The organism is Streptomyces sp. CAI-85, from assembly GCF_013363615.1.
Taxonomy (GTDB): domain Bacteria; phylum Actinomycetota; class Actinomycetes; order Streptomycetales; family Streptomycetaceae; genus Streptomyces; species Streptomyces antibioticus_B.
In genome coordinates this window covers 86,570-112,209 of sequence record NZ_JAANNX010000007.1, presented here as the reverse complement: position 1 = coordinate 112,209, position 25,640 = coordinate 86,570, and the positions used below count along the sequence as shown (strand labels likewise).

Here is a 25,640-nt window from a genome sequence, read left to right as displayed (position 1 = left end):
CTGCGCGTGGATTGCGAGAACGACCCGGCGTCACCGGGCAGGGGTGGGAATGTTCGCGGGGATCCAACTCGACAGAGGCGTGACGGCACGTCATCTGGAGGACCTGGCGCAGGACCCTGCGCTCGCACCGCGCGCGGAGGAACTGCGCGCACTGGCACAGGCAATCGGCTCCAGCGAGACGGAGGCCCTCGACGCATGGGCCGATCTCGATCTCATGGGTCACTTCGCACGGCCCGAGAGCATCGCCGAGCCGACCGCCGACGTCCGCGGCACGCGGTTCGACTCCGTGCTGGACTGGGTTCTGGGAGCGCTGGTCTTTCTGCCGCTGCTCTTCACCTGGTTCGGTCTGTGGCAGGCGTCGAGCGCGTACGGGGCGCTCACGGGCGACGACCCCAAGGCCGCGGGGCGGCCGTTCCTCCAGCTCTGGCAGTCCGGGTTCGACGGACACCTCGGTGAGCTCTTCCGGTTCGGGCACGTCGCCGTGAGCGGGTGCCTGACCCTGGGGATGCTGTTCGTCCTCACCGCCGTGCACGGCTACCGCCGCAGTGCGGCCGAACACCGTGAGGAGGAGGCACGTGCCCGCACCCGTGCGGCTCTCCTCCGTCTGATGCCCGTGCTCACCCGGGCGCAACTCTCGCTCAACGCGCATCGGTTCGCGTCCCCGCAGCGCTTCGCGGCGGAGCTCAACTCGGCGGCCGGCCGGCTCCAGCGCATGCAGACCAAGGCGATCGCCACGCAGGAGGAACTCACCCGGGCCGCCCAGGTGGTGGGTGAGGCGATGGACAAGGCGGAGCAGCGTCTCGCCCAGGCGGAGTCGTACGTGCGGCCGATCGAGCAGGTGGTGCTGCGGATCGAGGAGACCGTCCGGGACAGCGGGACGGCCATCCGGACCGCTGTCGAGGGCCTGGACGACCCGGTCACACAGGCGGGCCGGCGGCTGGCCGACGCCGTCAGCGGACAGACCGGTGTCCTCGACAAGGCCGTGGAGGAACTGCGGACCGCCGGGGACGGGATGCGCGACCTCCTCGCCCGCACCGCGGACCGGCTGGAGGCCGCGGTCGGCGACAACGGCAGCAGCGTCCACAAGGCGCTCTCGGACGCGGCGCGGCAGGTCGAGGACTCCATGACCCTGCTGGCGGCCTCGCAGCGCGGGTTCACCACCGGTGTCGAGGTGGTCGCGGATGTCAACGGCCGGCTGCTCAACGATCTCGGCGCGGTGGCCGAGCGCACCGGCGATGCGGCGCAGGCCTCGCGCGAGGCCCTGCTGGGCATCGAGGCGCGCAGCCACGCGCTGCACACCGCGGCCGAGCGCTTCACCGGCGTCGCCGAGGCCCTGGAGAGGACGCTGCGCGAGACCGAGACGGCCCGCGACGCGACCGAACGGGCCCGGGCCGAGGCGGAGGCGGCCCGGGCCGGCGCCGAGGCGGCCCAGAGGCGGGCCGAGGACGAACTGCGGCAGGCCGAGGAGCTGCGGGCCGGGATCGGAACCGGGCGGTGAGGCCGCTGAGAAGAGGGTTCCGCTTCACACCGCTGCATCTCGCCGGCTGGCTCTTCGCCGACATGCTGCTCGTGCTCGCCCTCGTGTCCATGGGAGACCGGGGCGATCCGCTGGCGGCGCAGGCGGCCGCGACCCGGCCCTCCCCCTCCGCCTCGTCCACCGACGCCTCCGAGCCGTCACCCGAACCGAGTCCGACGCCGCAGGGTCCCCGGTCGGTGGAACGCAAGCCCGTGAAGGTCCATGTGACGGCGGCGGTCGGTGACACCACGCAGATGGTGAGACAACTCCGTACCGCCACCGCCCGGTACGAAGGCCGCGCCGCCGCCTTCGTCCTGACGTTCGGCCAGGCCGTCGAGCCCAGCGACGGTCAGGCGTACGCCCACGAGATCAACAAGTCGCTGCGGAAAGCACGACCGGACATGTTCACCGACGCGACGACCCGGGACTTCTGGAACGGCGGCTCCGCAGGCGCGGCCGACCTGGAGATCTACTTCTACACCCGTTGACGGCTGCGCCGTCACTCACGCTCAGGAGAACCCCATGCAGATCCTTCCCTTCTACATGGTGTGCGACGAATCCGGTTCCATGGCGGGAACCGGCGTGGACGCCATCAACTCGGCCCTGCCCGACCTGCACCAGGAGATCAGTACCAATCCGAGCGTCGCGGACAAGACCCGCTTCGCCCTGATCGGGTTCTCCACTCAGGCCTCCGTCCTTCAGCCGCTCGCCGACCTGAGCGAGTTGACGCAGCTGCCGTCTCTGTCGGCGGGGGGTGTGACCTCCTTCGGAGCCGCCTTCGGTCTGTTGAAGGACACCATCGAGAAGGACGTCGCGGCGCTCAAGGCGGACGGCCACGACGTGTACCGACCCGTGGTGTTCTTCCTGTCCGACGGCATCCCCACGGACGACGGCTGGCGTGACACGCTCAAGGAGTTGAACGGATTCCGCTACGCCCCGAAGATCATCGCCTTCGGGATCAGCGACGCCGACGCGGCGATCATCACGGAGGTGGCCAACTTCAAGGCGTTCATCCAGCAGGACGCGTCGATCACCCCGGCCGTCGCCCTGCGCGAGTTCGCGTCGAGCCTCACCCGGTCCATCGTGAGTTCGGCGACGAGCATGGCCGCCCAGGGCGGGGACGGGTTCCAGCTCCAGGTCGACGAGCAGGTGCCCGGCTTCACCAGCCTCTCCCTCGACAAGCTGTGAGCGGCCCGGTGAGCCACGACGAACACCGCGGCCCGCACGACGATCCCGGACACGACCACCACCGCCCGCACCAGGCCATGGATCCCGACGGTCTCGACGCGCACATCGCGGGCCTGCCGTACGGGGTCATGGCGCGCGAGACGGTCCCTCGGGTCCCCGAAGCCCCGCCGACGGCACCGCCGCAGGCCCCCCGGACGCCCGCGGACCATGTGCCGTACGCGGGACCGGTGCCGTCCCCGGAACCGGTGGCGTACACGGAGCCCGTGCCGTCCCCGGAACCGGTGGCATACGCGGAGCCCGTGCCATCCCCCGAACCGGTGATGTACAGGCAGCCCGTGGCATACGCCGAACCGATGCCGTCCCCCGAGCTCGCGCCGTCCCCGGTGCCCTCGGCGCCCTCGGTACCCCCGGCGCCCGCGCCGTCCCCCGAGCCGCCGACGGACGTCGTGCGGGGAGTGCCAGCGCATGTCGGCAACCGCCCGCCCAGCTATCCGCCCCACCCCCTGGGACGCCCCTCCCTGCGCGACGCGGACGCGTTCGCCCCCTTCTCCCCCGTCGTCCTGCTGGACGGGGCCCAGATCGGGCAGTTGACCGTGCGGGCGGCCTCCGTGCGCGGCGACTCCCACAACTGGGAGGGCAGTTGCCGCCAGGACGCGATGACGGTGACACGGATCGGCCCCGCGGACGCGGAGATGCTTCTGCTGGCCGTCGCCGACGGCGTGGGATCCGCGTTGTACTCGCATGTGGGCTCGTACCAGTTCTCGCGCCTGGCGGCCGTCTACCTGGACCGGGATGCCGAAAACATCCATGCGGCGCTGTGCGCCCGGAACGTGGACGAACTGCGCGTCCTAGCGACCAAGGCGGTCGCCGGCGCGGCAGCCGAACTGCGCACCGGATGGGCGCGAGCCGCACAGCACGGGCCCCGCCCCTATGCCGACCAGGACTACGCCACCACACTGCACGTCCTGCTGATACCGACGGACGCGCGCATCCGCGACCGCGTGCTGTGCAGCGTCGGCGACGGCGGTCTGTTCGTGCTGCGTGAAGGCGGCTGGCACCACGTGGACCCGGACGCCGGCGGGGACCTGCTCGACACCCGCACCGAGGCCCTCCCGCACGCCTACAGCAGTGTCAAGGCCACGCTGTTGCGCACCGGGCCCGGCGAGGTGCTGCTGCTGGGCACGGACGGCGTCACCAACCCCCTCACCCAGAAGGATCCGGAGTTCGCGCGCCGCCTCGCGGACGCGTGGGGCGGACCCGAGGTCCCCTCGCTGTCCGACTTCCTCTGGCAGGCGCAGACGCGGGCGAAGTCGTACGACGACGACCGGACCGTCATCTGCGTGTGGGAGGAGCCGGAATGAGCGCCGAGGACGCCGCCGACGTCGCCCGCTCCTCGCTCACGCTGGGAGAACGGGCCGGCAGCGGCGGTCAGGGGGAGGTGCATGCCGTCGGCGACGGATCGCTGCTCTACAAGGAGTACAAGGATCCGGCGAAGGTGGACGGCCGTGCGCTCGCCGACCTGGTCGCGTTCCGGCAAGGGCTCGGGGCGGCCGACCGGACGCGTCTGGACGCCCTCGCCGCCTGGCCTCTGTGCCGGGTGGTGGAGGGCGGACGGACCCTCGGTTTCCTCATGCGGAGGGCCCCCGCCCGCATGACGTGGCGCACCGCCGCGGGCGCCACGAAGCTCCTCGAGTTGCAGTACCTGATCAGGCCGCCGAAGGTGGCCTGGCAGGAGGTGTCGCAGCCGACGCCCGGACAGCGCAGGGAACTTGCCCTGGCGTGCGTCGACGCCATCGCCTGGTTCCATGACGCCGGACTGGTGATCGGGGACATCTCGCAGGCGAACGTCCTGTGGTCCCTCTCGCCGGACCCCGCCGTCCACTTCCTGGACTGCGACGGTTTCCGCCGCGTGGGGCGTGGCGCCGTCCAGGCCCAGGCCGCCACTCCCGACTGGAACGATCCGCTCGCCCCGTCCACCGAGGCGAGCGTCGACACGGACGCGTACAAGACCGCTCTCACCGCCGGGCGCATTCTCGCGCAGGATCCGTACGTCAGACCGGACCAGTCGCTGCTGCCCGTGCCAGGCTGCCTCGACGAGCGCCAGGCCACGGCGGCGGGAAGGCTCTTCGCCCAGGCCGCCGGCGAGCGGGGGGCCCGGCCCCGGCCCGGCGAGTGGCGGACGGCGCTCAGCGACCGGGGCACCATCGCCCTCACCGCGGCGACACCCCGTTCACGCCCCTCCGTCGACCACACGGTCCTGGACGGCGTGCGCGACCGGAAGCCGATCGACCTGCGCGCGCCGAGGCGGTAGCGGGGGATCCGGCGCTGTCAGGCCCCGGATCCCCCTCTCTCGCTCCACTCACCCCTTCTGCTCCACCCGAACCCAGTCCACCTCCGCCCGCACTCCCCCGCCCGCGATGCGGTCCACGCTCGACTGGGGCAGGCCCCAGTACGGGGTCGTGACCTTGTTCCAGCCGGCCGGGTAGGCGCCGCCGAGGGCGAGGTTGAGGATCACGTACTGATTGTGGCCGAAGACCCACTGGCCGCGTGTGGACTCCAGTTTGTTGCGGGTCGTCTCCTGGACGAGGCGGTCGTCGACGTAGAAGCGCATGCCGGTCGGGGTCCACTCCACGGCGTAGGTGTGCCACTGGTCGGCGCGGCCGCCGTTCGGGTAGGTCTGGCGTTCGCCGATGTTGCCGTCCGCCGAGTAGCCGGGGCCGTGCAGGGCGGTGCTGGTCCAGTCGGCGTAGCCGATGTTCTCCATGATGTCGGTCTCGCCGGAGGCGGGCCAGGACACGGCCGGGTCGTCGACGTCGCTGCCGAGCAGCCAGAACGCGGGCCAGAAGCCGTCGCCCACGGGGAGTTTCATGCGGGCGCTGACCCGGCCGTAGGTGAAGTCGAAGCGGGTGTTGGTGTCGATGCGGCCGGACGTGAAGTCGTAGGTGCCGCCGCCCGCCTGGGTGCAGCCCTTGCAGTGCTTGGCCTCCAGGATCAGGTTGCCGCCCTCGGTGCGGATGTTCTGCGTGGAGTCGACGTACGCCTGTGACTCGCCGTTGACCGGGCCCATCTCCGTACCGGTGCGCACCACACGCCACTTGGAGCGGTCGAGGGAGGCCCCGGTGAAGTCGTCGAAGAAGGTGGTCCGGTAGCTGCCGGACTGTTCGCCGGGCAGGGCCGGGTAGGCGGCCGCGGCGCTGCCGCCGGTGCCCCAGACCTCGAACTCGTAGAGGGAGTAGCCGAACTGGGCCGTGGCGGGGGCCGGGTTGTAGAAGGAGCGGCGTTCCTTGCCGAGCATGCGGACGTAGCGGCCGGTGACCGGCTGGGGCAGCCGGATGCTGTCGTGCCGGCCGACCGCGTCGCCCGGGGACCTGACGTCGGCGCGGCGGGCGGCGACCTCGGCGGCGGAGGGGCGGTGGACCGTGCGCCAGGAGCGGTTGTCGTCGGAGACCTGGAGTTCGTAGTCGACGGCGTAGGCCGCCTCCCAGTACAGGTCGACGGTGTCGATGGTGGACGGGGCACCCAGGTCGACGGCGATCCAGCGGTCCTTGTTCCAGTCGCTGGACCAACGGCTCACGTCGTCCTTGAGGTTGGCCGGGCGGCCGCCGTCGGTGACGAAGGCCGGGGAGTTGCCCGCGTGCTGGTAACGGTCCGCGTAAGCCGGGTGGTTGAGGGCGAGGTTGGTGCGGGTCGTGGAGGCGGGGGCGGGTTCGCCGCCGTAGACCTTGAAGTTCCACAGCGAGTAGCCCCAGGGGGTGCCGCGTTCCAGGCCCCGCAGCCGGATGTAACGGCCCGTCACTTCCTGGGGGTAGGTGTGGGCGGTGACCGAGCCTCCGGTGCCGGCGGTCTCGGTGTAGAAGGGGGTCCAGTCGGTGCCGTTCTTCGAGACCTCCAGGGCGTAGCGCTTGCCGTAGGCGGCCTCCCAGTCCAGGACGACGCGTTCGACGCGGACGGTCGAGCCGAGGTCGACACGCAGCCAGGCGTCGTCGGCGAAGTTGCTCGCCCAGCGGGTGGCGGCGTTGCCGTCGAAGGCGAGGCCGGGGGTGGTGCCGGGGTTCTCGCTGCCGGAGGCGGTGACGGCCGCGGGGTTCACGGCGTACGCGGCGGCGGCGCGGTCGGTGTCCCAGGCGGCCGCCGCGGCGGCGGGCCCGGCGGCGGGTTCGGCCGCGGCGGAGAACGCGGTGGCGCCGGCGAGCAGGGACAGGGTGGCGAGGGCGCTCACCAGAGCGCGGGTGGGCATGCGGCGGGTGGGGTCGGGCATGCGGCTCTCCTTGGTCGCGAGGCGCGGGTGTGGCGGGCCCGCACCCCGGCATGGATGTGACGTGCACCTGACAGTTCAGAAGGTGAACTCACCGAATCGACAGGCGAGGAGGATGGATCGATGGCGCCTCCGTGACCGGCGGGCTCCCGCACCCACCGGCCACGGAGGCCGTTTCTCAGGCGGCCTTGCGCACCCCTTCGCGGTGCCTGCGGACGATGTCCGCGTAGTGCCGCCCGGTGCCCTTGATGGTCCGGACCTGGGTCTCGTAGTCGACGTGCACCAGCCCGAACCGCTTCTCGTAGCCGTACGCCCACTCGAAGTTGTCCAGCAGCGACCAGGCGAAGTAGCCGGCCAGCGGGGCGCCCCGGCGGGCGGCGGAGGCGCAGGCGGCGAGGTGGGAGGTCAGATACGCCTGCCGCTCCGGGTCGTGCACGGTGCCGTCGGGGCGTACGACGTCGGGGTAGGCGGAGCCGTTCTCGGTGACGTAGAGCCGGCGGGCGCCGTACTCGTCGGTGAGGCGCATCAGCAGCGCCTCGATGCCGCTCGCGTCCACCTCCCAGTCCATGCCGGTGCGCGGCACGTCGGGCTTGCGGACGGAACGGGCGTAGGGGGCTGGGCCCTCGGGGTCGTCGGTCACCGTCACCGGGAAGTAGTAGTTGAGGCCCAGCCAGTCGAGCGGCTGCGCGATGGTGTCCAAGTCGCCCGGCTTCTCGGGAAGTTCGACGCCGTACAGCTCCCGCATGTCGGACGGGAAGCCGCGGCCGTGCACCGGGTCGAGCCACCAGCGGTTGGTGTGGCCGTCGACGCGGCGGGCGGCGGCGAGGTCCTCGGGGCGGTCGCTCGCGGCGTGCACGGTGGAGAGGTTGTTGACGATGCCGATCTCGGCGCCCGGCGCGGCCGCGCGGATGGCCTGGGTGGCGAGGCCGTGGCCGAGCAGCAGGTGGTAGCTGGCCCGGACGGCGGCCGTGAGGTCGGTCAGACCGGGGGCCATCAGGCCCTCCAGGTGGCCGATCCAGGCCGAGCACAGGGGCTCGTTGAGGGTGGCCCAGTGGCCGACCCGGTCGCCGAGCCGTTCGGCGACGGCCGAGGCGTACGCGGCGAAGTGCTCCGCCGTGTCCCGCTCGGGCCAGCCGCCGCGGTCCTGGAGCACCTGCGGCAGGTCCCAGTGGTAGAGCGTGACGGAGGGCGTGATGCCGGCCGCGAGCAGCGCGTCGACCAACTCGTCGTAGAACGCCAGGCCCTTGGGGTTGACCGGGCCGTCGCCGCCCGGCACCACGCGGGGCCAGGCCACCGACAACCGGTAGGCGTTGACGCCGAGTTCACGCATGATGCCGATGTCGTCGCGCCAGCGGTGGTAGTGGTCGCAGGCGATGTCGCCGTGGTCGCCGCCGGCGGTCTTGCCGGGGGTGTGCGCGAAGGTGTCCCAGATCGACGGCGAACGGCCGTCCTCCGCCACGGCTCCCTCGATCTGGTACGCCGAGGTGGCCGTGCCCCACAGGAAGTCGTGCGGAAGTGCGGCGAGGTCGATGGTCACGTGAAGTCCTTCGTGGTCAAGGGAGCCGGTCACTTGACGGCTCCGGCCGTCAGCCCGGCGACGAGATAGCGCTGGAGGAGCAGGAAGCCGGCCACCACGGGCACGCTGACGACCAGCGAGGCGGCCATGATCTGGTTCCAGTAGACGTCGTTGAGGGTCGAGTAGCCCTGGAGTCCGACGGCGAGCGTGCGGGTGGTCTCGTTGGTCATGACGGAGGCGAACAGCACCTCGCCCCAGGCCGTCATGAAGGCGTAGACCGCGACGGCGACGATGCCGGGGATCGCGGCGGGCACCACGACCCGGAAGAGCGCGCCGAGCGGCCCGCAGCCGTCGACCAGCGCCGCCTCGTCCAGGTCGCGCGGCACCGAGTCGAAGTACCCGATCAGCATCCAGATCGAGAAGGGCAGGGAGAAGGTGAGATACGTCAGGATCAGTCCGCCGCGCGAGCCGAACAGGGCGATGCCGGTGGCGTTGCCGATGTTGACGTAGAGGAGGAAGAGCGGGAGGAGGAAGAGGATGCCGGGGAACATCTGGGTGGAGAGCACGGTCACCGTGAAGACGCGCTTGCCGCGGAAGCTGTAGCGGCTGACGGCGTAGGCGCTGAAGACGGCGATGACCACCGAGCAGACCGTCGCCGCGCCCGCCACGATCAGCGAGTTCACGAAGTAGCGGGCGAGCGGCACGGTCGACCAGATGTCGATGTACGGACGGATCGTCAGTTCGCTGGGCAGCCAGCGGAATTTGCCCGTGACGTCCGCGAGGGGCTTCAGCGAGCTGGAGACCATCACGTACACCGGGACCAGGACGAATCCGGTGAGCAGGGTGAGGAAGAGCCGCCGCGTCCACAGGAAGGAACGCGGGGGCGCCATGGGCGAGTTGCGCGGCACGGTCGCCGTCGAGGGTTCAGGCATCGGCGGGCCTCCGTCCGCGCGAGGTGAGCGCGAGGTACACCCCGGTCACGGCCAGCAGGAAGAGCAGCAGCAGGACGGACATCGCGGAGCCGGCGCCGAAGTTCCAGGTGACGAAGGACGCCTGGTAGATGTGGACCGAGATGAGGTCCGCGGCCTCCGGGGCGGCCTTGCCGAACAGGACGTACGGCGTGTTGAAGTCGTTGAACGTCCACAGGAACAGCACCAGGACGAGGACCTGGTTGACGGGGCTCAGCGACGGCAGGGTGATACGGCGGATCTGCTGCCAGATCCCGGCGCCGTCCAGGGCCGCCGCCTCGTACAGCTCCCGGGGGATGTTCTGGAGGCCGGCCATCACGATCAGGAAGGCGAACGGCCAGCCCTTCCACACCGATACGGTCAGCAGCGCCCAGAAGCTGTTGTCGCCGATCAGCCAGAACGACGGCTTGTCGGTGATGCCGAGCTGGTCGTGCAGGACGTGGTTCACCAGGCCGTTGTCGTGCTGGAACATGAACACCCAGGTGATCACGGCCGCGTAGACGGGCAGCGCGTACGGGACCAGGAACAGGGCCCGCAGGAGACCGCGGCCGCGGAAGGTGTCCTGCATGAAGATCGCGGCCGCGGTGCCGATCAGCCAGCACAGGCCGACCGAGAGCAGGGTGAAGGCGACCGTGACGAAGAACGAGTGCAACAGGGCCTCGCCGACGGGGGCGTTGAAGTCCACCGACAGCGAGTAGTTGTCGAGCCCCGCCCAGGGCGCCGTCCCCCAGTCACGGATGTAGAACTGGGTGAGCTCCTTGAAGCTCATCACGATGCCGATCACCATCGGCACCAGATGGACGAGGAGTTCGAGGATCAGGGCCGGCAGGAGCAGCAGGTACGGCAGTCCGATCCGCCGGATCCGGCCGGGCCTGCGGCCCGGGGGTGCGGCCTTGACCGGGCGGACGCCCGGCCGGCCGCGTTCGATCGTGGTCGTCATCACGCTGCCGGCATCTGCTGCTGGGCCTTCTCCAGCCGCGCCTTGACCGACGCGGTGGTCACGGCGCGTCCGGCGGCCGCGTCCGCGAACAGCTCCTTGACGGCCGTACCGACGGCGGTCTCGAACTGCGACTCGTCGGCGACCTGGGGCAGCGCGGCGGCGCTCTTGGCGAGGGTGTCCTTCAGGACGGCCGTGGCCGGGGAGTTGAAGGCGGCGTCCGACTGGGCGGCGGCGACCGGCGGGATGGAGCTGTAGGCCGTGTTGAGGATCTTCTGCTCCTCGTCGCTGGTCATGAACTTCACGAACTCGGTCGCGCCGTCGAGGTTGTCGGAGTTCTTGAAGACGGAGATGTTGATGCCGGCGACCATGGAGTTGACCTGCTTGCCGGTGCCGGGGGTGCCGGACTGCACGGGCACCGGGGCGATGCCGTAGGCGTCCTCGCTCATGCCCTGGGACTTGAGGTTGGCGGACGCGGACTGCCACAGCAGCATCGCCGTCTTGCCCTTGGCGAAGTCGCTGACGGACTGGTTCTGCGCGTACTCGGCGTTGCCCGCCGGTATCGCCTTGTCCTTGGCCATCAGGTCGACGTACTGCTTGACCGCGGCCACCGCGCCGTCGGAGGTGAAGTCGGGCTTGCCGTCGGCGGTGAAGAAGTCCGCGCCGTGCTGCTTGGCGAAGGTGAAGACGTGGTGGACGTTCTCGGAGACGTTCGCGCCCTCGGCGCCGATCACCTGCTTGCCCTTGGCCTGGATCTTCTTGCCGTCGGCGACCAGCTCGTCCCAGGTGGCCGGCGGCTTGGTGATCCCCGCGTCGGCGAAGATCTCCTTGTTGTAGTAGAGCGCGTAGGCCATCGAGTACAGCGGCACGGCGGCGGGGTCCTTGCCCTCGGCGCCGGTCGAGCCGAGCGCGGAGGCGACGAAGCGGTCCTTGCCGCCGATCTTGGCGAAGTTGGCGTCGTCCCACGGCAGGAGCGCGCCGGTGGCCTGGAGGGAGGCCGACCAGGTGTTGCCGATGTTCAGCACGTCGGGGCCCTGGCCGGACGTCGTGGCGGTGAGGATCCGGTTGAGCAGGTCGGACCAGGGCACGACCTCCAGCTTGACCTTGATCCCGGTCTGCTTCTCGAACTTGTCCAGCTCGGGCTGGAGCACCTTCTTGTCGATCTCGATGCTCGCGCCCTGGTTCGAGGCCCAGTACGTGAGCGTCTTCGGCGAGTCGTTGGAGCCCTCGCCGTCGGTCGAGGACCCGCCTCCGCAGGCCGTGGCGGCCAGCGCGAGTGACATGACGACGGCGCCTGCGGCCGCGGCTCGGATGGTGCGCATGGGTCGGCTCCCGGTTGTGATCAGGGCTTAATTTAGGACGTGAGTTAAACCCCCGAAAGCGGCCGCGTCAAGGGTTTCGACAGGGCTGGCACAACTCGGTCGCCCCTCTTGACGCACCAGTTCGGGTAGTTGAAGCATTCTGCGGCAAGAGAGCGCTCCCACCCCCCATCACCGTTCACTTCCTGAACCAGGAGAGCCGCCCATGCCCCACACCTCGTCGTCCGGCACGCCCTCGGTGCGCCGCAGGACCCTACTCGCGGCCGGCGCCGCCGCCCCCGTCCTGGCCGGGCTGGCCGCCGCACCGGCCGCCGCGAACGCACCCGGGAACGCCGCGGCGAACGCGCCGACGCGCGCACAGGCCGCCGTACCGCACGATCGCGGCCGCGGGAAGCCGCGCCCCCTCCCCGGCGGCGGCGACCTCGGCCCCAACGTCCTGGTCTTCGGCCCGTCCACCCCGGGCATCCAGGCGCGGCTGGACGAGGTGTTCCGCAGGCAGGAGTCGGACCAGTTCGGCACCGGCCGCTACGCGCTGCTCTTCCGGCCCGGGACGTACCACGGTCTCAACGCCCAACTGGGCTTCTACACCTCGATCATGGGCCTCGGCCTCTCCCCCGACGACACCACGATCCACGGGGACGTCACGGTCGACGCGGGCTGGTTCGGCGGCAACGCCACGCAGAACTTCTGGCGTTCGGCGGAGAACCTGGCCCTCGTGCCGGCGGACGGCACCAACCGGTGGGCGGTCGCCCAGGCCGCGCCGTTCCGCCGCATGCACATCCGCGGCGGCCTCAACCTCGCCCCGTCCGGCTATGGTTGGGCCAGCGGCGGCTACATCGCCGACAGCCGCGTGGACGGCCAGATCGGCCCGTACTCGCAGCAGCAGTGGTACACCCGCGACAGCGTCATCGGCGGCTGGACCAACGCCGTGTGGAACATGGTGTTCTCGGGCGTCGAGGGCGCCCCGGCCCAGACCTTCCCCGACCCGCCCTACACCACCCTGAGCACCACCCCCGTATCCCGCGAGAAGCCGTTCCTGTACGCCGACCGGCACGGTGCGTTCCGGGTCTTCCTGCCCGCCAAGCGGACCCGCGCACGCGGTGTGAGCTGGGGCAACGGCACCCCACGCGGCACCTCCCTGCCCCTGTCCCGCTTCTACGTGGCGAAGCCGGGCGTCAGCGCCGCCACCCTCAACCGGGCCCTCGCGCAGGGCCTGCACCTGCTGCTGACCCCGGGCATCTACCACCTCGACCGGCCGGTCCGGGTGACCCGCCCCGACACCGTCGTCCTCGGCCTCGGATACGCCACCCTGATCCCGGACGACGGCGTCACGGCGCTCACCGTCGCCGACGTCGACGGCGTCCGGCTCGCCGGCTTCCTCGTGGACGCCGGACCGGTCAACTCCGCGACCCTGCTGGAGATCGGACCGCGCGGCGCCCACCGCGACCACTCCGCGAACCCCACGACCGTGCAGGACGTGTTCGTCCGGATCGGCGGCGCGGGCCCCGGCAGGGCCACCACCAGCCTGGTCGTCAACAACCGGCACACGATCATCGACCACACCTGGGTCTGGCGCGCCGACCACGGCGAGGGCGTCGGCTGGGAGACCAACCGGGCGGACTACGGCGTCGTCGTCAACGGTGACGACGTGCTCGCCACCGGCCTGTTCGTGGAGCACTTCAACAAGTACGACGTGCAGTGGTTCGGCCAGCGCGGACGCACGATCTTCTTCCAGAACGAGAAGGCGTACGACGCCCCGGACCAGGCCGCGATCCGCAACGGCGCGCTCAAGGGCTACGCCGCCTACAAGGTCGGCGACCGGGTGACCAGCCACGAGGGCTGGGGGCTCGGCAGTTACTGCTACTACAACGTCGACCCGACGATCGTGCAGCACCACGGCTTCGCCGCCCCCGTCCGGCCGGGTGTGAAGTTCCACAACCTTCTGGTGGTGTCCCTCGGCGGCAACGGCCAGTACGAGGCCGTCATCAACGACACCGGCGCACCGACGTCCGGCACCTCCACCGTGCCGTCCACGGTGGTGTCGTACCCCTGAGAGCCGGGGGAGGGGGCGGACGGACCACGAGTCCGTCCGCCCCTCCCCCTTCACCGTGCTACGGCGTCACCGCCACGGCCGGTGCCGGGGCGTACCCCGTCGGGCGGGCCGTGAAGGTGCCGCGGCCCTGGGTGCGGCTGCGCAGCCGGGTCGCGTAGCCGAACAGCTCGGCCAGCGGCACGGTGGCGGTGACCACCGCCGAACCGCCGCGGACACCCGAGTCGGTGACCCGGCCGCGCCGTGCCGCGAGGTCGCCGAGGACCCCGCCGACGGCCTCCTCGGGCACGGTCACCGTGACCTCGACGACCGGCTCCAGCAGGACCATCGCGCAGTCCCGCAGCGCCTCTCGGAGCGCGAACCGGCCCGCCGTGCGGAAGGCCATCTCCGAGGAGTCCTTCACATGGGTCGCCCCGTCGGTCAGGGTGACCCGCAGGCCGGTCACCGGGTGCCCGCCGAGGGGCCCTTCGGCGAGGGCGTCCCGGCAGCCGGCCTCGGCGGCACGGACGTACTCCTGCGGCACCCGTCCGCCGACGACGGCCGACCGGAAGTCGAACCCCTCGTCCAGCGGCTCCACATCGAGCACGACATGCGCGAACTGGCCCGCGCCGCCGTCCTGTTTGACGTGCCGGAAGACCAGACCGGTCACGCCCCGCACGACGGTCTCGCGGTAAGTGACCCTGGGACGGCTCACGTTGACCTCCAGTCCGAGGGTGCGGCGGATCTTCTCCACCGCGACCTCCAGATGCAGTTCGCCCATGCCCGACAGGACCGTCTGACCGGTCTCCGCGTCGGTCCGCACGACCAGCGAGGGGTCCTCCTCGGCCAGCCGGGCGAGCGCGGACGCCAGCCGGTCGGTGTCGGTGCCGCGCACCGCTTCCACCGCCACGGAGACCACCGGGTCGGGGACACCGGGCGGTTCGAGGACGAGCGGCGCCCCCGGCGCGCACAGGGTCGAACCGGCGCGGGCCGACTTCAGCCCGACGACGGCCACGATGTCCCCGGCGACCGCCCGCTCCAACTGGGCGTGCCGGTCGGCCTGGACGCGCAGGATCCGCCCGATGCGCTCACCGCGCCGCGAACCGGACTCCCACACCGTGTCCCCCTTCTCGATCGTGCCCGAGTACACCCGCAGATAGGTGAGCCGGCCCGTCGGCGTGGCGCTGACCTTGAAGGCCAGCGCGGCCAGCGGGGCCGCCGGATCGGCCGGCCGTTCCTGCTCGGCGCCCTCGTACGTGCCGCGCACGGCGGGCACGTCGAGCGGGGACGGCAGATAGGCCACGACGGCGTCGAGGAGCGGTTCGATCCCGCGGTTGCGGTACGCCGAGCCGCACAGCACGACCACACCGTCACCGGTGCGGGTCAGGTCGCGCAGGGCGGCCGCCAGCGTCTCCGCGGACAGGGTCTCCCGCTCGCAGAACTCCTCCAGCGCGGCCGGATGCCGCTCCGCGACGGCCTCCTCCAGCAGCCGGCGCCGCCGCACGGCCTCCTCCCGCAACTCCTCCGGTACGACACCCTCGACGGCCCCGTCACCGTCGTCGCCCCAGATCAGCGCGCGCATCCGGAGCAGGTCGACGACACCGGTGAAGCCGTCCTCGACGCCGATCGGCACCTGGACGACCAGCGGGACCGGGTGGAGACGGTCCCGGATCGACGCCACGGCGGTGTCGAGGTCGGCGCCCGCGCGGTCCAGCTTGTTGACGAACGCGATCCTCGGGACGCCGTACCGGTCGGCCTGCCGCCACACGGACTCGCTCTGCGGCTCCACACCCGCGACCGCGTCGAACACGGCCACCGCGCCGTCGAGGACGCGCAGCGACCGCTCGACCTCGTCGGCGAAGTCGACGTGCCCGGGGGTGTCGATGAGGTTCACACGGTGGCCGTCCCAGTCGCAGCTCACGGCCGCGGCGAAGATGGTGATGCCGCGGTCGCGTTCCTGCGGGTCGAAGTCGGTGATGGTGGTGCCGTCGTGGACCTCGCCGCGTTTGTGCGTGGTCCCGGTGGCGTACAGGATCCGCTCGGTGACGGTGGTCTTGCCCGCGTCGACGTGGGCGAGGATGCCCAGGTTGCGCACGCTGGCGAGATGACGGTCGAGGTGGTTGCGCACGGCCGTTGGCCTTTCGGGTGTTCCGGTGAACGGGCGGCGCGATTCGGCGGACGACCGCCGCGGCCCACGGCAGGCTGCAAGGGCACACCGTCGGCGGACGACGAAGGTGCGGTGTTGCAGTGCGATGCGCTCAGGCGGTCGTCAAGACTTCCAGTGCCGGCCGCGCAGCGGACACCGGACGGCCCGAGACACGAGGATCACCTCGAAGCGGGCTCGGGAAGCGGCGGCAGCGGTGTGGTCACGCATGGCCGACTCCCCTCGTACGTCGTGGTGCCGCGCGGCCCTCTGTCGTGGGCGGCGCGTGATCTGCGGTGAGTGTAGAGGCGAACGGGGGCGCTCCGCACGCGATTTATCGATAGAAGTGCCGGCGCACCCGCCGCAGCCATGCGTCGGCGGCCCGCTCGTCGGGCTGTTCGGGCAGGACGCTGCGGGTGGTGGCGAACTTCTCCTCGAAGTCCCGCAGCAGCGGCAGCGCGGACTCCGGGTCGGCGGCCGCGCGCTCGCCGAAGGCGTGATAACTCTCCGGGTCCTCCACCCGGATCTCCAGCCGGCCGGTGGCGTACAGCTCGTAGCCCTGGGTGCACAGCCTGCGCAGATGCCGGGCGTGCTTGGCGGTGCGTTTGCGGGTGTCGGAGGAGAAGCTGCCGTCGCCCCGGCTGCGCAGCTTGCGGAACTGCTGGGTGGCGTAACCGAGATAGGCGTCCCGGACCCGCTGCGCGCTCGGCAGGGTGTCCCGGATCGCGATGAGTTCGTCACCGAGCGGGGTGCGCACCTCGTACAACTCGGCTGGCAGCCAGACGAGTTCCATCACGGTCGGATTGCCGCCGAGGGCCAGCCGGCACCACTTGGCGGCCTCGTGCAGGGTGCGGTCGGGGGCCGTGCTGACGTGCGAGTCCTGGGGCCGGCGCAGGCCGTGCAGTTCCTCCGTGGGCGCGGCGAACATACCGAGCCGGTCCACGTCGGAGCCGGGCCGGGCGAGGCCGTAGGCGGTCGAGCCGACGATGCCGGACAGCAGGATGTTGGTGACGGTCACAGGAGCCCCCGGTGGTGATGGACCCGCCCCCGCGAACGGGCGACGGACCGCCATGATGCCCCGCGGCACCGCCCCGCCACCTCAGATTTTCCGGCCGCGGCGTCATTCCCGGAGACAGTGCCATGTGACATATTACTGCCGTGACCAACGGATCCAGCGGTGACGTGGTGGTCGTCGGCGCCGGCATGGTGGGCGCCGCGTGTGCGCTGTACGCGGCGCGGGCCGGGCTCGACGTGATCCTCGTGGACCGGGGTCCGGTGGCCGGCGGCACGACGGGAGCGGGCGAGGGCAACCTCCTCGTCTCCGACAAGGAACCGGGCCCCGAACTCCGACTGGCCCTGCTGTCCGGCCGGTTGTGGCGCGAGCTGGCCGAAGAGGTGCCCTCGGGCAAGGAGTTGGGCACGGCCGAAGCGCTGGGCGCGGCCTTCGAGCACGAACCCAAGGGCGGGCTCGTCGTCGCCTCCGGTCCCGCCGAACTCGCCGCGCTCACCGGCCTGGCCGTCGGGCAGCGCGCCGCCGGAGTGACCGCCGTGCCCGTCGGCCCGTCCGAACTCCACGATCTGGAGCCGTACTTGGCGCCGGGCCTGGCGGGCGGGATGCTCTATCCGCAGGACGCCCAGGTGATGCCCACCCTCGCCGCGGCCCACCTCGCACGCGCCTCCGGGGCCCGGCTGGAGACCGGCCGCACGGTGACCGGGGTGCTGCGCGGCCCCGACGGCGCCGTGCGCGGGGTCCGCACCGACCGGGGCGACCTCCTCGCCCCGGCGGTGGTGAACGCGGCCGGCACCTGGGGCGGCGAGATCGCCGCGCTCGCCGGGGTCCGGCTGCCCGTACTCCCCCGCCGGGGCTTCGTGCTGGTCACCGAACCGCTGCCGCGCCGGGTACGGCACAAGGTGTACGCCGCCGACTACGTGGCCGACGTCGCCAGCGACTCCGCCGCCCTCCAGACCTCGCCGGTCGTCGAGGGCACCGCCGCGGGTCCGGTGCTGATCGGCGCGAGCCGTGAACGGGTCGGCTTCGACCGCTCCTTCTCCCTGCCCGTCGTCCGCGCCCTGGCGGCCGGGGCGACGCGCCTGTTCCCCTTCCTCGCGGACGTGCGGGCGCTGCGCACCTACCGCGGCTTCCGCCCCTATCTGCCCGACCATCTCCCCGCCCTCGGCCCAGACCCGCGCGTGCCCGGCCTGTTCCACGCCTGCGGGCACGAGGGCGCGGGCATCGGGCTCGCCACCGGGACCGGACTGCTGATCGCCCAGACGCTGACCGGCAAGAGCCCCGAGCTGGACCTCTTCCCGTTCCGCCCCGACCGCTTCGCCGAGGAGGCCGCCGAGTGAACCCCCTGGAAGCCGAGGAGGCCGCCCCGTGAACCCCCTGGAACTGGCCCGCGCCCGCCCCGAGGCGCCGTTCACCGTCCGGTTCGACGGGCGGGAGATCGAGGCGCTGCCCGGCCGGACGATCGCCGCCGTCCTGTGGTCGGCCGGGATCACGGCCTGGCGCGGCACCCGGGGCGGGGGCCGGCCGCGCGGGGTGTTCTGCGGGATCGGGGTCTGCTTCGACTGCCTGGTCACCGTGGACGGCCGCCCCAACCAGCGGGCCTGCCTGGCCCCCGCCACACCGGGCGCGGACATCAGGACTCAGGAGGGGACGGGCCACGATGACTGAGCGCGCCGCCGTTTCCCCTCCAACTCGCCCGGTTCTCGCGGTGATCGGCGCCGGTCCGGCCGGGCTCGCCGCCACCCTGGCGGCGGCCGCGCGCGGTGTCCACGTGATGCTGATCGACTCCGCCGCGCAGCCCGGCGGCCAGTTCTACCGGCAGCCCGCCCCGGGACTCGGCGCCCGCCGCCCCCGGTCGCTGCACCACCGGTGGCGCACCTGGGAACGACTGCGCACCGGCCTCGACACGCACCTCGCGGCGGGGCGCGTGACATTGCTGAGTGACCGTCATGTGTGGTGCGTGGAACGGCACATCGGCCCCTCGCCCGCCCACTTCACCGTCCACGCGCTGCTCGGCCCCGCGCAGGACGAGTCCGTCGCGATCCGCGCCGACGGGGTGCTGCTGGCGACCGGCGCCTACGAGAAGGTGCTCCCCTTTCCCGGCTGGACCTTGCCGGGTGTGGTCACGGCGGGCGGCGCCCAGGCCCTGCTGAAGGGCGGACTCGTCCTGCCGGGCCGTACGGCGGTGGTGGCCGGCACGGGTCCCCTGCTGCTCCCCGTCGCCACCGGCCTCGCCGCGGCGGGCGCCACGGTCGTCGCGCTGGTCGAGTCGGCGGCCCCGAAGGACTTCGCCCGACGGACCCGCGTCCTCGCGGCGGCCCCGGACAAGGTCGCCGAGGGTGCCTCGTACGCGGGCCAACTCCTGCGTCACGGAGTCTCCTTGAAGCTGGGGCATACGGTGCTGGAGGCGCAAGGCGGCGAGCGGCTGGAGTCCGTGACGGTCGCCGCCCTCGGCCCCGAGGGCCGCCCGGCGCCGGGCACCGCGCGACGCCTGCCCTGCGACACCCTCGCCGTGGGACACGGGCTGCTGCCGCACACCGATCTCGCGGACGGGCTCGGCTGCCGTCTCGACGGACCCACCGTGCACGTGGACGACGAACAGCGCACCGACGTCCCCGGGGTGTGGGCGGCCGGGGAGGCCACGGGTGTCGGCGGCGCGGTCCTGTCGCTGGCCGAGGGGCACATCGCGGGACGGTCGGCGGCGGCCCGGCTGCGCGGTACGGCGCCGGACCCTGCGGAATGGGCCCCGGCGGACCGGTCCCGGAGCAGGTCGCGGGCGTTCTTCGAGGGACTCGACGGCGTGTACGCGCCCCCGGCCCGCTGGGCGGAGCTGGTCACCGACGAGACGGTGGTGTGCCGCTGCGAGGAGGTCACCGCGGGCGCGGTCCGGGAGGCCGTGGGCTCGCTCGGTGCCGGCGATCTGCGCACCGTGAAGCTGCTGACCCGGGCCGGGATGGGCTGGTGCCAGGGCCGGATGTGCGAGGCCGGGGTGGCGGGGGTCGCGGGCTGCCCGCCGGTTCCGGCGCGTCGCCTGCTGGCCCGCCCGGTCCCGCTGGGCGTCCTGGCCGCGCGGCCGGATCAACCCCCACCCCCGCCAGCGGACTGATGATGTGCCCGGCGTGGACAGTCACCCCAAGATCGATGTCAGTGCAATGTCACACACCATACTCCTCCCCTCAATCGCTTCAGGAGAGGCCCTCCATGACCACCACCCCTGACCCCCGCCCCTGGCGCGGCGTCCTCGTCGCCACCGCGCTCCCGCTGGACGACGACCTCGCCGTGGACTACGACCGGTACGCCGAACACTGCACCTGGCTGGTGGCGAACGGCTGTGACGGCGTCGTACCGAACGGATCGCTGGGCGAGTACCAGGTCCTCACCCCCGAGGAGCGGGCCCGGGTGGTGGAGACCGCCGTGGCGGCGGTCGGTGGGGAGCGGGTGATGCCGGGCGTGGCCGCCTACGGTTCGGCGGAGGCGCGGCGCTGGGCCGAGCAGGCGCGCGAGGCCGGGTGCGGGGCCGTGATGCTGCTGCCGCCCAACGCCTACCGTGCCGACGAGCGCGCGGTGGTGGCGCACTACGCGGAGGTCGCCGAGGCGGGCCTGCCGGTCGTGGCGTACAACAACCCGATCGACACCAAGGTGGACCTGGTGCCCGAGCTGCTGGCGCGGCTGCACGGCGAGGGGCTCGTGCAGGCGGTCAAGGAGTTCTCGGGGGACGTCCGGCGTGCCTACCGGTTCGGCGAACTCGCTCCGGACCTCGACCTGTTGGTCGGCGCCGACGACGTACTCGTGGAGCTGGCGGTGGCGGGTGCCAAGGGCTGGGTGGCCGGGTATCCCAACGCGCTGCCGAGGGCCTCCGTCGAGCTGTACCGGGCCGCGGTCGCCGGGGACCTCGCCGTCGCGCTGCCGCTGTACCGGCGGCTGCATGCTGTGCTGCGCTGGGACTCGCGTGTCGAGTTCGTGCAGGCGATCAAGCTGTCGATGGACATCGTGGGGCGGTACGGGGGGCGTTGCCGGCCGCCCCGGGTCCCGTTGACGCCGGAGCAGGAGGCGGCCGTGCGCGAGGCGACGGAGCGGGCGGTCGCAGCCGGCCTGGCGTGACCACCGTGACCACGTAACCGTCCACCGGAGAGGGGACCTTGATGCGCAGCACACTCGTCCTGCACGCCGTCGACTCGCACACCGAGGGCATGCCCACCCGGGTGATCACCGGCGGGATCGGCACCATTCCGGGTGCCACGATGAACGAACGGCGGCTGTACTTCCGCGAACACCGCGACGACGTCAAGCAGTTGCTGATGAACGAGCCGCGCGGGCACGCGGCGATGAGCGGTGCGATCCTTCAGCCGCCGACCCGGCCGGACTGTGACTTCGGGGTCGTGTACATCGAGGTCTCCGGCTATCTCCCGATGTGCGGGCACGGCACGATCGGGGTGGCGACGGTCCTGGTGGAGACGGGCATGGTGGAGGTCGTGGAGCCGGTCACCACGATCCGGCTGGACACCCCGGCGGGGCCGGTGGTCGCCGAGGTGGCCGTCGAGGACGGCGCGGCCCGGTCCGTCACCCTGCGGAATGTGCCGTCGTTCGTGGTCGGGCTGGACCGTGAGGCCACGCTGCCCGACGGCCGGACGGTGCGGTACGACCTGGCGTTCGGCGGCAACTTCTACGCGATCGTGCCGCTGGAGGAGTTCGGGCTGCCCTTCGACCGCGGTCGCAAGGACGACATCCTGCGGGCCGGGCTCTCCCTGATGGAGGCGGTGAACTCGGCGGGCGGGCCGGTGCATCCGGAGGATCCGTCGATCCACGGCTGCCACCACGTCCATCTGACCGCGCCCGGCTCGACCGCCCGGCACTCCCGGCACGCGATGGCCATCCACCCCGGCTGGTTCGACCGGTCGCCCTGCGGCACCGGGACCAGCGCGCGCATGGCGCAACTGCACGCGCGGGGTGAACTCCCCCTGCACACCGAGTTCGTGAACGAGTCCTTCATCGGCACGTCGTTCACGGGACGGCTGCTCGGGACGACCGAGGTCGCGGGGCATCCCGCGGTGCTGCCGAGCATCACCGGCCGTGCGTGGATCACCGGCACCGCGCAGTACCTGCTGGACCCGACGGACCCGTTCCCGGCGGGGTTCACGCTCTGAGAACACCCACGCCCACGCCACCGTAGATAATGGCGATACGTGACATGCCACCGAGGAGCCCCCGCATGACCGCCCCGCCCCCCAGCAGCCGGACCCCCGCCGCGTCCGGGCCGCCGGGACCCGCCCTGCCGGTGCTCGGCGGCCGGCGCAGCAGTTACCGGGAGCGGGTCGCCGACGCGCTGCGGGCCGCGCTGATCGCGGGTGAACTGCGGCCCGGCGAGGTGTACTCGGCGCCGACGCTGGCCGCCCGGTTCGGTGTCTCGGCGACGCCGGTGCGGGAGGCGATGCTGGACCTGGCGAAGGAGGGGCTGGTCGACGCGGTCCCCAACAAGGGTTTCCGGGTCACCGAGGTCTCCGACCGGCAGCTCGACGAGTACACGCACGTCCGCGCGCTCATCGAGATCCCGACGGTGGTGGCGCTGGCCACGACCGCCGATCCGGTGTCGCTGGAGGCGTTGCGCCCGGCGGCCCGGGAGATCGTCGCCGCCGCGGTGGCGGGCGACCTGATCGCCTACGTCGAGGCGGACACCCGCTTCCACCTGGGCCTGCTGGCGCTGGCCGGGAACGGTCATCTGGTCGAGGTGGTACGGGGGTTGCGCGGCCGGGCCCGTCTCTACGGTCTCACCGCCCTGTCCGTGTCGGGCCGGCTGCTGGCGTCCGCCCAGGAGCATCTGGAGCTTCTGGACGCGCTGTCGGCGCGCGACGAGCGGGCGGTGCGGGAGATCATGACCCGGCATCTGAGCCATGTGCGCGGCCTGTGGGCCTCCCCCGCGCCCGAGTGACCGGGTCGGCATCCGTGCCCTCGGTCTGTGATCCTTGTCGCCGTCGGCCGAGGAGTGGCGGGTGCGCCACATGGGCAGTCAACTGCGGGTCGGCGAAAGGATGGTGTCTTTCCTGTGGGGGAAGCCGTGCGTGTGTGTCTCATCGGTGCCGGGCTGTCGGGGCTCGCGGCGGCGCATGCTCTGAAGTCGGCGGGGGTCGGTTTCGTCTGCCTGGAGCGGTCACCGGACGTCGGCGGCATCTGGCGTCGCCCCGGGGCGGGCGAGCGCGGACCTGGCTATCTGTCGCTGCATCTCAACACCGCCAAGCAGCTCACGGGTTACTCCGACCACCCGATGCCGGCGTCGTACCCGCTCTTTCCCCGGCACAGCCAGTTCGCCGCCTATCTGCGCTCCTTCGCCGAGTCGGCGGGTCTCCTGGGCCATGTGGAGTTCGAGACGACCGTCGAGTCCGTACGGCAGGAGGCCGACGGTCCGTGGACCGTCGTCAGCCGGGACGCCCGCGGTGCCCGCGTCTCCCGGAGTTTCTCCCAGGTGATCGTCGCCTCGGGGCACAACACGGAACCGTCGCTGCCCGCACCCGCACCCGGCTCGGACACCTTCGAAGGAAGGATTCTCCACGCCCTGGACTATCACGACGGCAGCGACTTCGCGGGTCAGCGGGTGGTCGTCGTGGGGCTCGGCGCCTCGGCCGTGGACATCGCCGCCGATCTCTCCCGGCACGCGGCGGAGACGGTCCTCTCGGTGCGCCGGGGTCTGCACGTGCTGCCCAAGCAGTTGTTCGGCATGGCTCTGGACGAGATCGCCGAGGCCTCCTGGTGGACGGCCATGTCTCTGGAGGAACAGCGCCGGTTCGTCGCGCAGGCCCTGCTGGTCGCGCGGGGCAGGCTCGCGGACTACGGTCTGCCCGAGCCCGATCACCCGATCTTCGCCTCCGCCGTCACCATCTCGGACGAGATCCTGAGCCGAATCCGGCACGGGGCGGTCGCTCCGAAGCCCGCGATCGCGTTCCTGGCCGGCGAACGGGTGGTGTTCACCGACGGCACGTCCGTACGCGCCGATGCGATCGTCTACTGCACCGGGTACCGGATGGACTTCCCGTTCCTGCCTCAGGGTTGCCCGGTGAGCCGTCAGGGGGCGGTCGAGCTGTACAAGCGGGTGGTCGCCCCGGACCGCCCCGGCCTGTTCTTCGTGGGGCTGGTCCGGCCGTTGGGGTCCATCACCCGGCTCGTGGAGGCGCAGTCGCGCTGGATCGCCCGGCTGATCACCGGTGAGTCGACGCTGCCGGAGCCGGAGGTCATGCACAAGGAGGTCGCCGGCTATCTGAGCGGCATCGCCGGGCAGTACGGGCAGCTCCAGGGCGCTTCGATCCAGGTCAACGTGGCGCCGTATCTGGAGGAACTGGCCGCGGAGTAAGGGGTTGGCGGGGCCCGGGAGCGAGGGGAGCGGTGCGGCGACGTCGGCGTACGGCTCCCCTGCTCTTTCGGCGCTAACGGCCCGGGACCGCGGCCGCGTTCTGCCGTGGGGCGACCGGTGGGCGGACGTGGTACGCCTCGGAGGAGACGTACGCGGTCAGCCGGGGCGGACGTCCCGTCTGATGGGCCAGGGCGAGGTAGGCGATGAGCCCGACGCCGTCCTCGGGGCGGCGCGAGGTGACGGCGGACAGGGCCCGCCACAGTGCGGCGGTGTCCATGCCGTAGCGGTCCAGCAGGGTCGTCGCCCTCGCCAGTGCCTCACCGTCGTGCCGGGCGTACCCGCGCACCGGCACATGGATCGTGAAGCCGCTGGGTTTCGTCGTTCTCGTCTCGGTGAAGGCGTGACAGGTGAGGGCGGGGCGTCCGGTGAGGCGGTCGTCGGGCGCGCCGTAGCCGCCGAAGCCACCGGGGTGCCGTCCGGACGCGGTGCGGAAGAACGCCTCGATCTCGGCGGCTCCCGGTCCGGCGTCCATGCGGGACAGGCCCGACGCCTCCTCGGCGGAGAGGTTGTCGTGCCGTGTGTACACCTTCACCCGGGGGGTGTCCCAGTCACCGAGATCCAGAGCTAAAAAGGGGTAGCCGTCGGCGGGGGGCAGCGTGTCGAACGCCTTGTGGTGTCCGAGGCGGCGCAGGGCTTCCCATACGGTCCGGGCGGAGCGCTTGGCGCCGTTCGCGGCCGGGTTCAGATACGCCTTGAGCTTGGGCACCCCGCCGGGGACCAGTTCCAGCGCGCACCACAGGGCGAGGGGGCCCTCCGGGGAGGCCGGGAAGAACAGGTCCTCCAGCTTGTCCAGCGGTTCCGTGTCGACATGCCAGCGCCGGGCCATCTTGCGGATCGCCCGCAGTCCCGCGCGGCCGTTGCGGCGCAGGCTGTCCGTCGCGGACCCGGGGTCCACGAGGACACGCAGCGAGGGCGACGCGTCGGGCAGGAAGGACAGTGAGAACTCGACCGGGGTGTGGTCGTCGGAGAGAAAGGTGGACGAGGGCGGCGGGAGGTCGAGCGGCCGGTCGGCCGCGGATCCCAGGGCCTTGAGCAGGACGCCCGCGTAGGTCTCGGCGTCGGAGGGGCCGAGGCCCGCGACGAGGCAGAGCCGCGTGAGCTGACCGGCCGTCAGGGAGCCGAGCGTGGGGACTTCGCGGGGACGGTGGACGCGTGGGAGGGTCACCGGGCCTCCCTCGTCGCCCCGGGAGCAAGAAGATACCCGCCTCGTGGGGCGGGTACGTTCTTGCCTGCGGGCCTGTGGAGTTGGGCTCTGGAGGAGGGGGCGGCGGCGCGCCCCTCGGTTATGTGCGGCCCGGACGGGGGCCGTGCGGCGGGATGCAGGGCGTGAGCGGCGTCGTCGGACATGCGTTTCATCATCC

General features: G+C 72.0%; 21 protein-coding genes. 13 read left to right on the top strand and 8 right to left on the bottom strand.

Going from position 1 to position 25,640, the window contains the following annotated elements; all coding sequences use genetic code 11:
- Positions 1 to 49 precede the first annotated feature (49 nt).
- The 5 genes from G6W55_RS12070 to G6W55_RS12050 are packed head-to-tail and all read left to right on the top strand — an operon-like array spanning position 50 to position 5,015.
- On the top strand, positions 50 to 1,498 hold the full coding sequence (locus G6W55_RS12070; protein ID WP_175520818.1) for a hypothetical protein: 1,449 nt from the start codon (positions 50 to 52) through the stop codon (positions 1,496 to 1,498).
- Complete coding sequence (locus G6W55_RS12065; protein WP_175520817.1) at positions 1,495 to 2,004, top strand: hypothetical protein; 510 nt, start codon at positions 1,495 to 1,497, stop codon at positions 2,002 to 2,004. Before G6W55_RS12070 ends, G6W55_RS12065 begins: the two co-directional genes overlap by 4 nt.
- 34 nt (positions 2,005 to 2,038) lie before the next feature.
- Positions 2,039 to 2,704, top strand: coding sequence for a VWA domain-containing protein (locus tag G6W55_RS12060; RefSeq protein WP_175520816.1), 666 nt, complete (start codon positions 2,039 to 2,041; stop codon positions 2,702 to 2,704).
- An 8-nt stretch (positions 2,705 to 2,712) separates the two neighbouring features.
- Positions 2,713 to 4,065 carry a protein phosphatase 2C domain-containing protein gene (locus tag G6W55_RS12055; RefSeq protein WP_309243690.1) on the top strand — a complete coding sequence of 451 codons (1,353 nt, stop codon included), beginning with the start codon at positions 2,713 to 2,715 and terminating at the stop codon, positions 4,063 to 4,065.
- A complete protein-coding gene (locus G6W55_RS12050) occupies positions 4,062 to 5,015 on the top strand; it encodes a hypothetical protein (protein WP_175520815.1) in 954 nt (317 codons plus the stop codon). The genes G6W55_RS12055 and G6W55_RS12050 overlap by 4 nt, the downstream gene beginning before the upstream one ends.
- Positions 5,016 to 5,063: 48 nt before the next feature.
- Here G6W55_RS12050 and G6W55_RS12045 read toward each other — a convergent pair whose 3' ends face one another.
- From G6W55_RS12045 to G6W55_RS12025, 5 genes are all read right to left on the bottom strand, one after another.
- Positions 5,064 to 6,941 (bottom strand): discoidin domain-containing protein, encoded by a 1,878-nt coding sequence (locus G6W55_RS12045; RefSeq protein ID WP_175520909.1) that lies wholly within the window; start codon positions 6,939 to 6,941, stop codon positions 5,064 to 5,066.
- Positions 6,942 to 7,137: 196 nt separating this feature from the next.
- Complete coding sequence (locus tag G6W55_RS12040) at positions 7,138 to 8,496, bottom strand: GH1 family beta-glucosidase (protein WP_175520814.1); 1,359 nt, start codon at positions 8,494 to 8,496, stop codon at positions 7,138 to 7,140.
- A gap of 29 nt (positions 8,497 to 8,525) precedes the next feature.
- Entirely contained in the window at positions 8,526 to 9,365 is an 840-nt protein-coding gene (locus tag G6W55_RS12035; protein ID WP_175520908.1) for a carbohydrate ABC transporter permease, read from the bottom strand.
- A gap of 34 nt (positions 9,366 to 9,399) precedes the next feature.
- Positions 9,400 to 10,383 (bottom strand): carbohydrate ABC transporter permease, encoded by a 984-nt coding sequence (locus G6W55_RS12030; protein WP_175520813.1) that lies wholly within the window; start codon positions 10,381 to 10,383, stop codon positions 9,400 to 9,402.
- Positions 10,383 to 11,702, bottom strand: a complete 1,320-nt coding sequence (locus G6W55_RS12025; RefSeq protein WP_175520812.1) for a sugar ABC transporter substrate-binding protein — start codon at positions 11,700 to 11,702, stop codon at positions 10,383 to 10,385. Before G6W55_RS12025 ends, G6W55_RS12030 begins: the two co-directional genes overlap by 1 nt.
- 202 nt (positions 11,703 to 11,904) lie before the next feature.
- Here G6W55_RS12025 and G6W55_RS12020 point away from each other — a divergent pair, with 202 nt between their 5' ends.
- A complete protein-coding gene (locus tag G6W55_RS12020) occupies positions 11,905 to 13,752 on the top strand; it encodes a coagulation factor 5/8 type domain-containing protein (RefSeq protein WP_175520811.1) in 1,848 nt (615 codons plus the stop codon).
- A gap of 58 nt (positions 13,753 to 13,810) precedes the next feature.
- Here the strand turns inward: G6W55_RS12020 and fusA are convergent, their stop codons facing one another.
- Positions 13,811 to 15,856, bottom strand: a complete 2,046-nt coding sequence (gene fusA / locus G6W55_RS12015) for an elongation factor G (protein ID WP_175520810.1) — start codon at positions 15,854 to 15,856, stop codon at positions 13,811 to 13,813.
- Between the two features lie 349 nt (positions 15,857 to 16,205).
- On the bottom strand, positions 16,206 to 16,889 hold the full coding sequence (locus G6W55_RS12010; protein ID WP_309243689.1) for a DNA polymerase beta superfamily protein: 684 nt from the start codon (positions 16,887 to 16,889) through the stop codon (positions 16,206 to 16,208).
- 140 nt (positions 16,890 to 17,029) lie between these two features.
- Here G6W55_RS12010 and G6W55_RS12005 point away from each other — a divergent pair, with 140 nt between their 5' ends.
- From G6W55_RS12005 to G6W55_RS11975, 7 genes are all read left to right on the top strand, one after another.
- On the top strand, positions 17,030 to 18,220 hold the full coding sequence (locus tag G6W55_RS12005; protein ID WP_175520808.1) for an FAD-binding oxidoreductase: 1,191 nt from the start codon (positions 17,030 to 17,032) through the stop codon (positions 18,218 to 18,220).
- Between the two features lie 28 nt (positions 18,221 to 18,248).
- On the top strand, positions 18,249 to 18,548 hold the full coding sequence (locus G6W55_RS12000) for a (2Fe-2S)-binding protein (protein WP_175520807.1): 300 nt from the start codon (positions 18,249 to 18,251) through the stop codon (positions 18,546 to 18,548).
- The gene (locus tag G6W55_RS39220) at positions 18,541 to 19,986 is read left to right on the top strand and encodes an FAD-dependent oxidoreductase (protein ID WP_175520806.1); all 1,446 of its coding nucleotides are present in this window, start codon (positions 18,541 to 18,543) and stop codon (positions 19,984 to 19,986) included. Before G6W55_RS12000 ends, G6W55_RS39220 begins: the two co-directional genes overlap by 8 nt.
- A gap of 95 nt (positions 19,987 to 20,081) precedes the next feature.
- Positions 20,082 to 20,981 (top strand): dihydrodipicolinate synthase family protein, encoded by a 900-nt coding sequence (locus G6W55_RS11990; RefSeq protein WP_175520805.1) that lies wholly within the window; start codon positions 20,082 to 20,084, stop codon positions 20,979 to 20,981.
- A gap of 41 nt (positions 20,982 to 21,022) precedes the next feature.
- A complete protein-coding gene (locus G6W55_RS11985; protein ID WP_175520804.1) occupies positions 21,023 to 22,024 on the top strand; it encodes a proline racemase family protein in 1,002 nt (333 codons plus the stop codon).
- A gap of 65 nt (positions 22,025 to 22,089) precedes the next feature.
- Entirely contained in the window at positions 22,090 to 22,806 is a 717-nt protein-coding gene (locus tag G6W55_RS11980; RefSeq protein WP_175520803.1) for a GntR family transcriptional regulator, read from the top strand.
- 126 nt (positions 22,807 to 22,932) lie between these two features.
- Positions 22,933 to 24,219, top strand: coding sequence for an NAD(P)/FAD-dependent oxidoreductase (locus G6W55_RS11975; protein ID WP_175520802.1), 1,287 nt, complete (start codon positions 22,933 to 22,935; stop codon positions 24,217 to 24,219).
- A 73-nt stretch (positions 24,220 to 24,292) separates the two neighbouring features.
- On the opposite strand, the gene G6W55_RS11970 is transcribed toward G6W55_RS11975, so the two are convergent.
- On the bottom strand, positions 24,293 to 25,444 hold the full coding sequence (locus G6W55_RS11970) for a tryptophan dimethylallyltransferase family protein (protein WP_175520801.1): 1,152 nt from the start codon (positions 25,442 to 25,444) through the stop codon (positions 24,293 to 24,295).
- Positions 25,445 to 25,640: the final 196 nt, after the last annotated feature.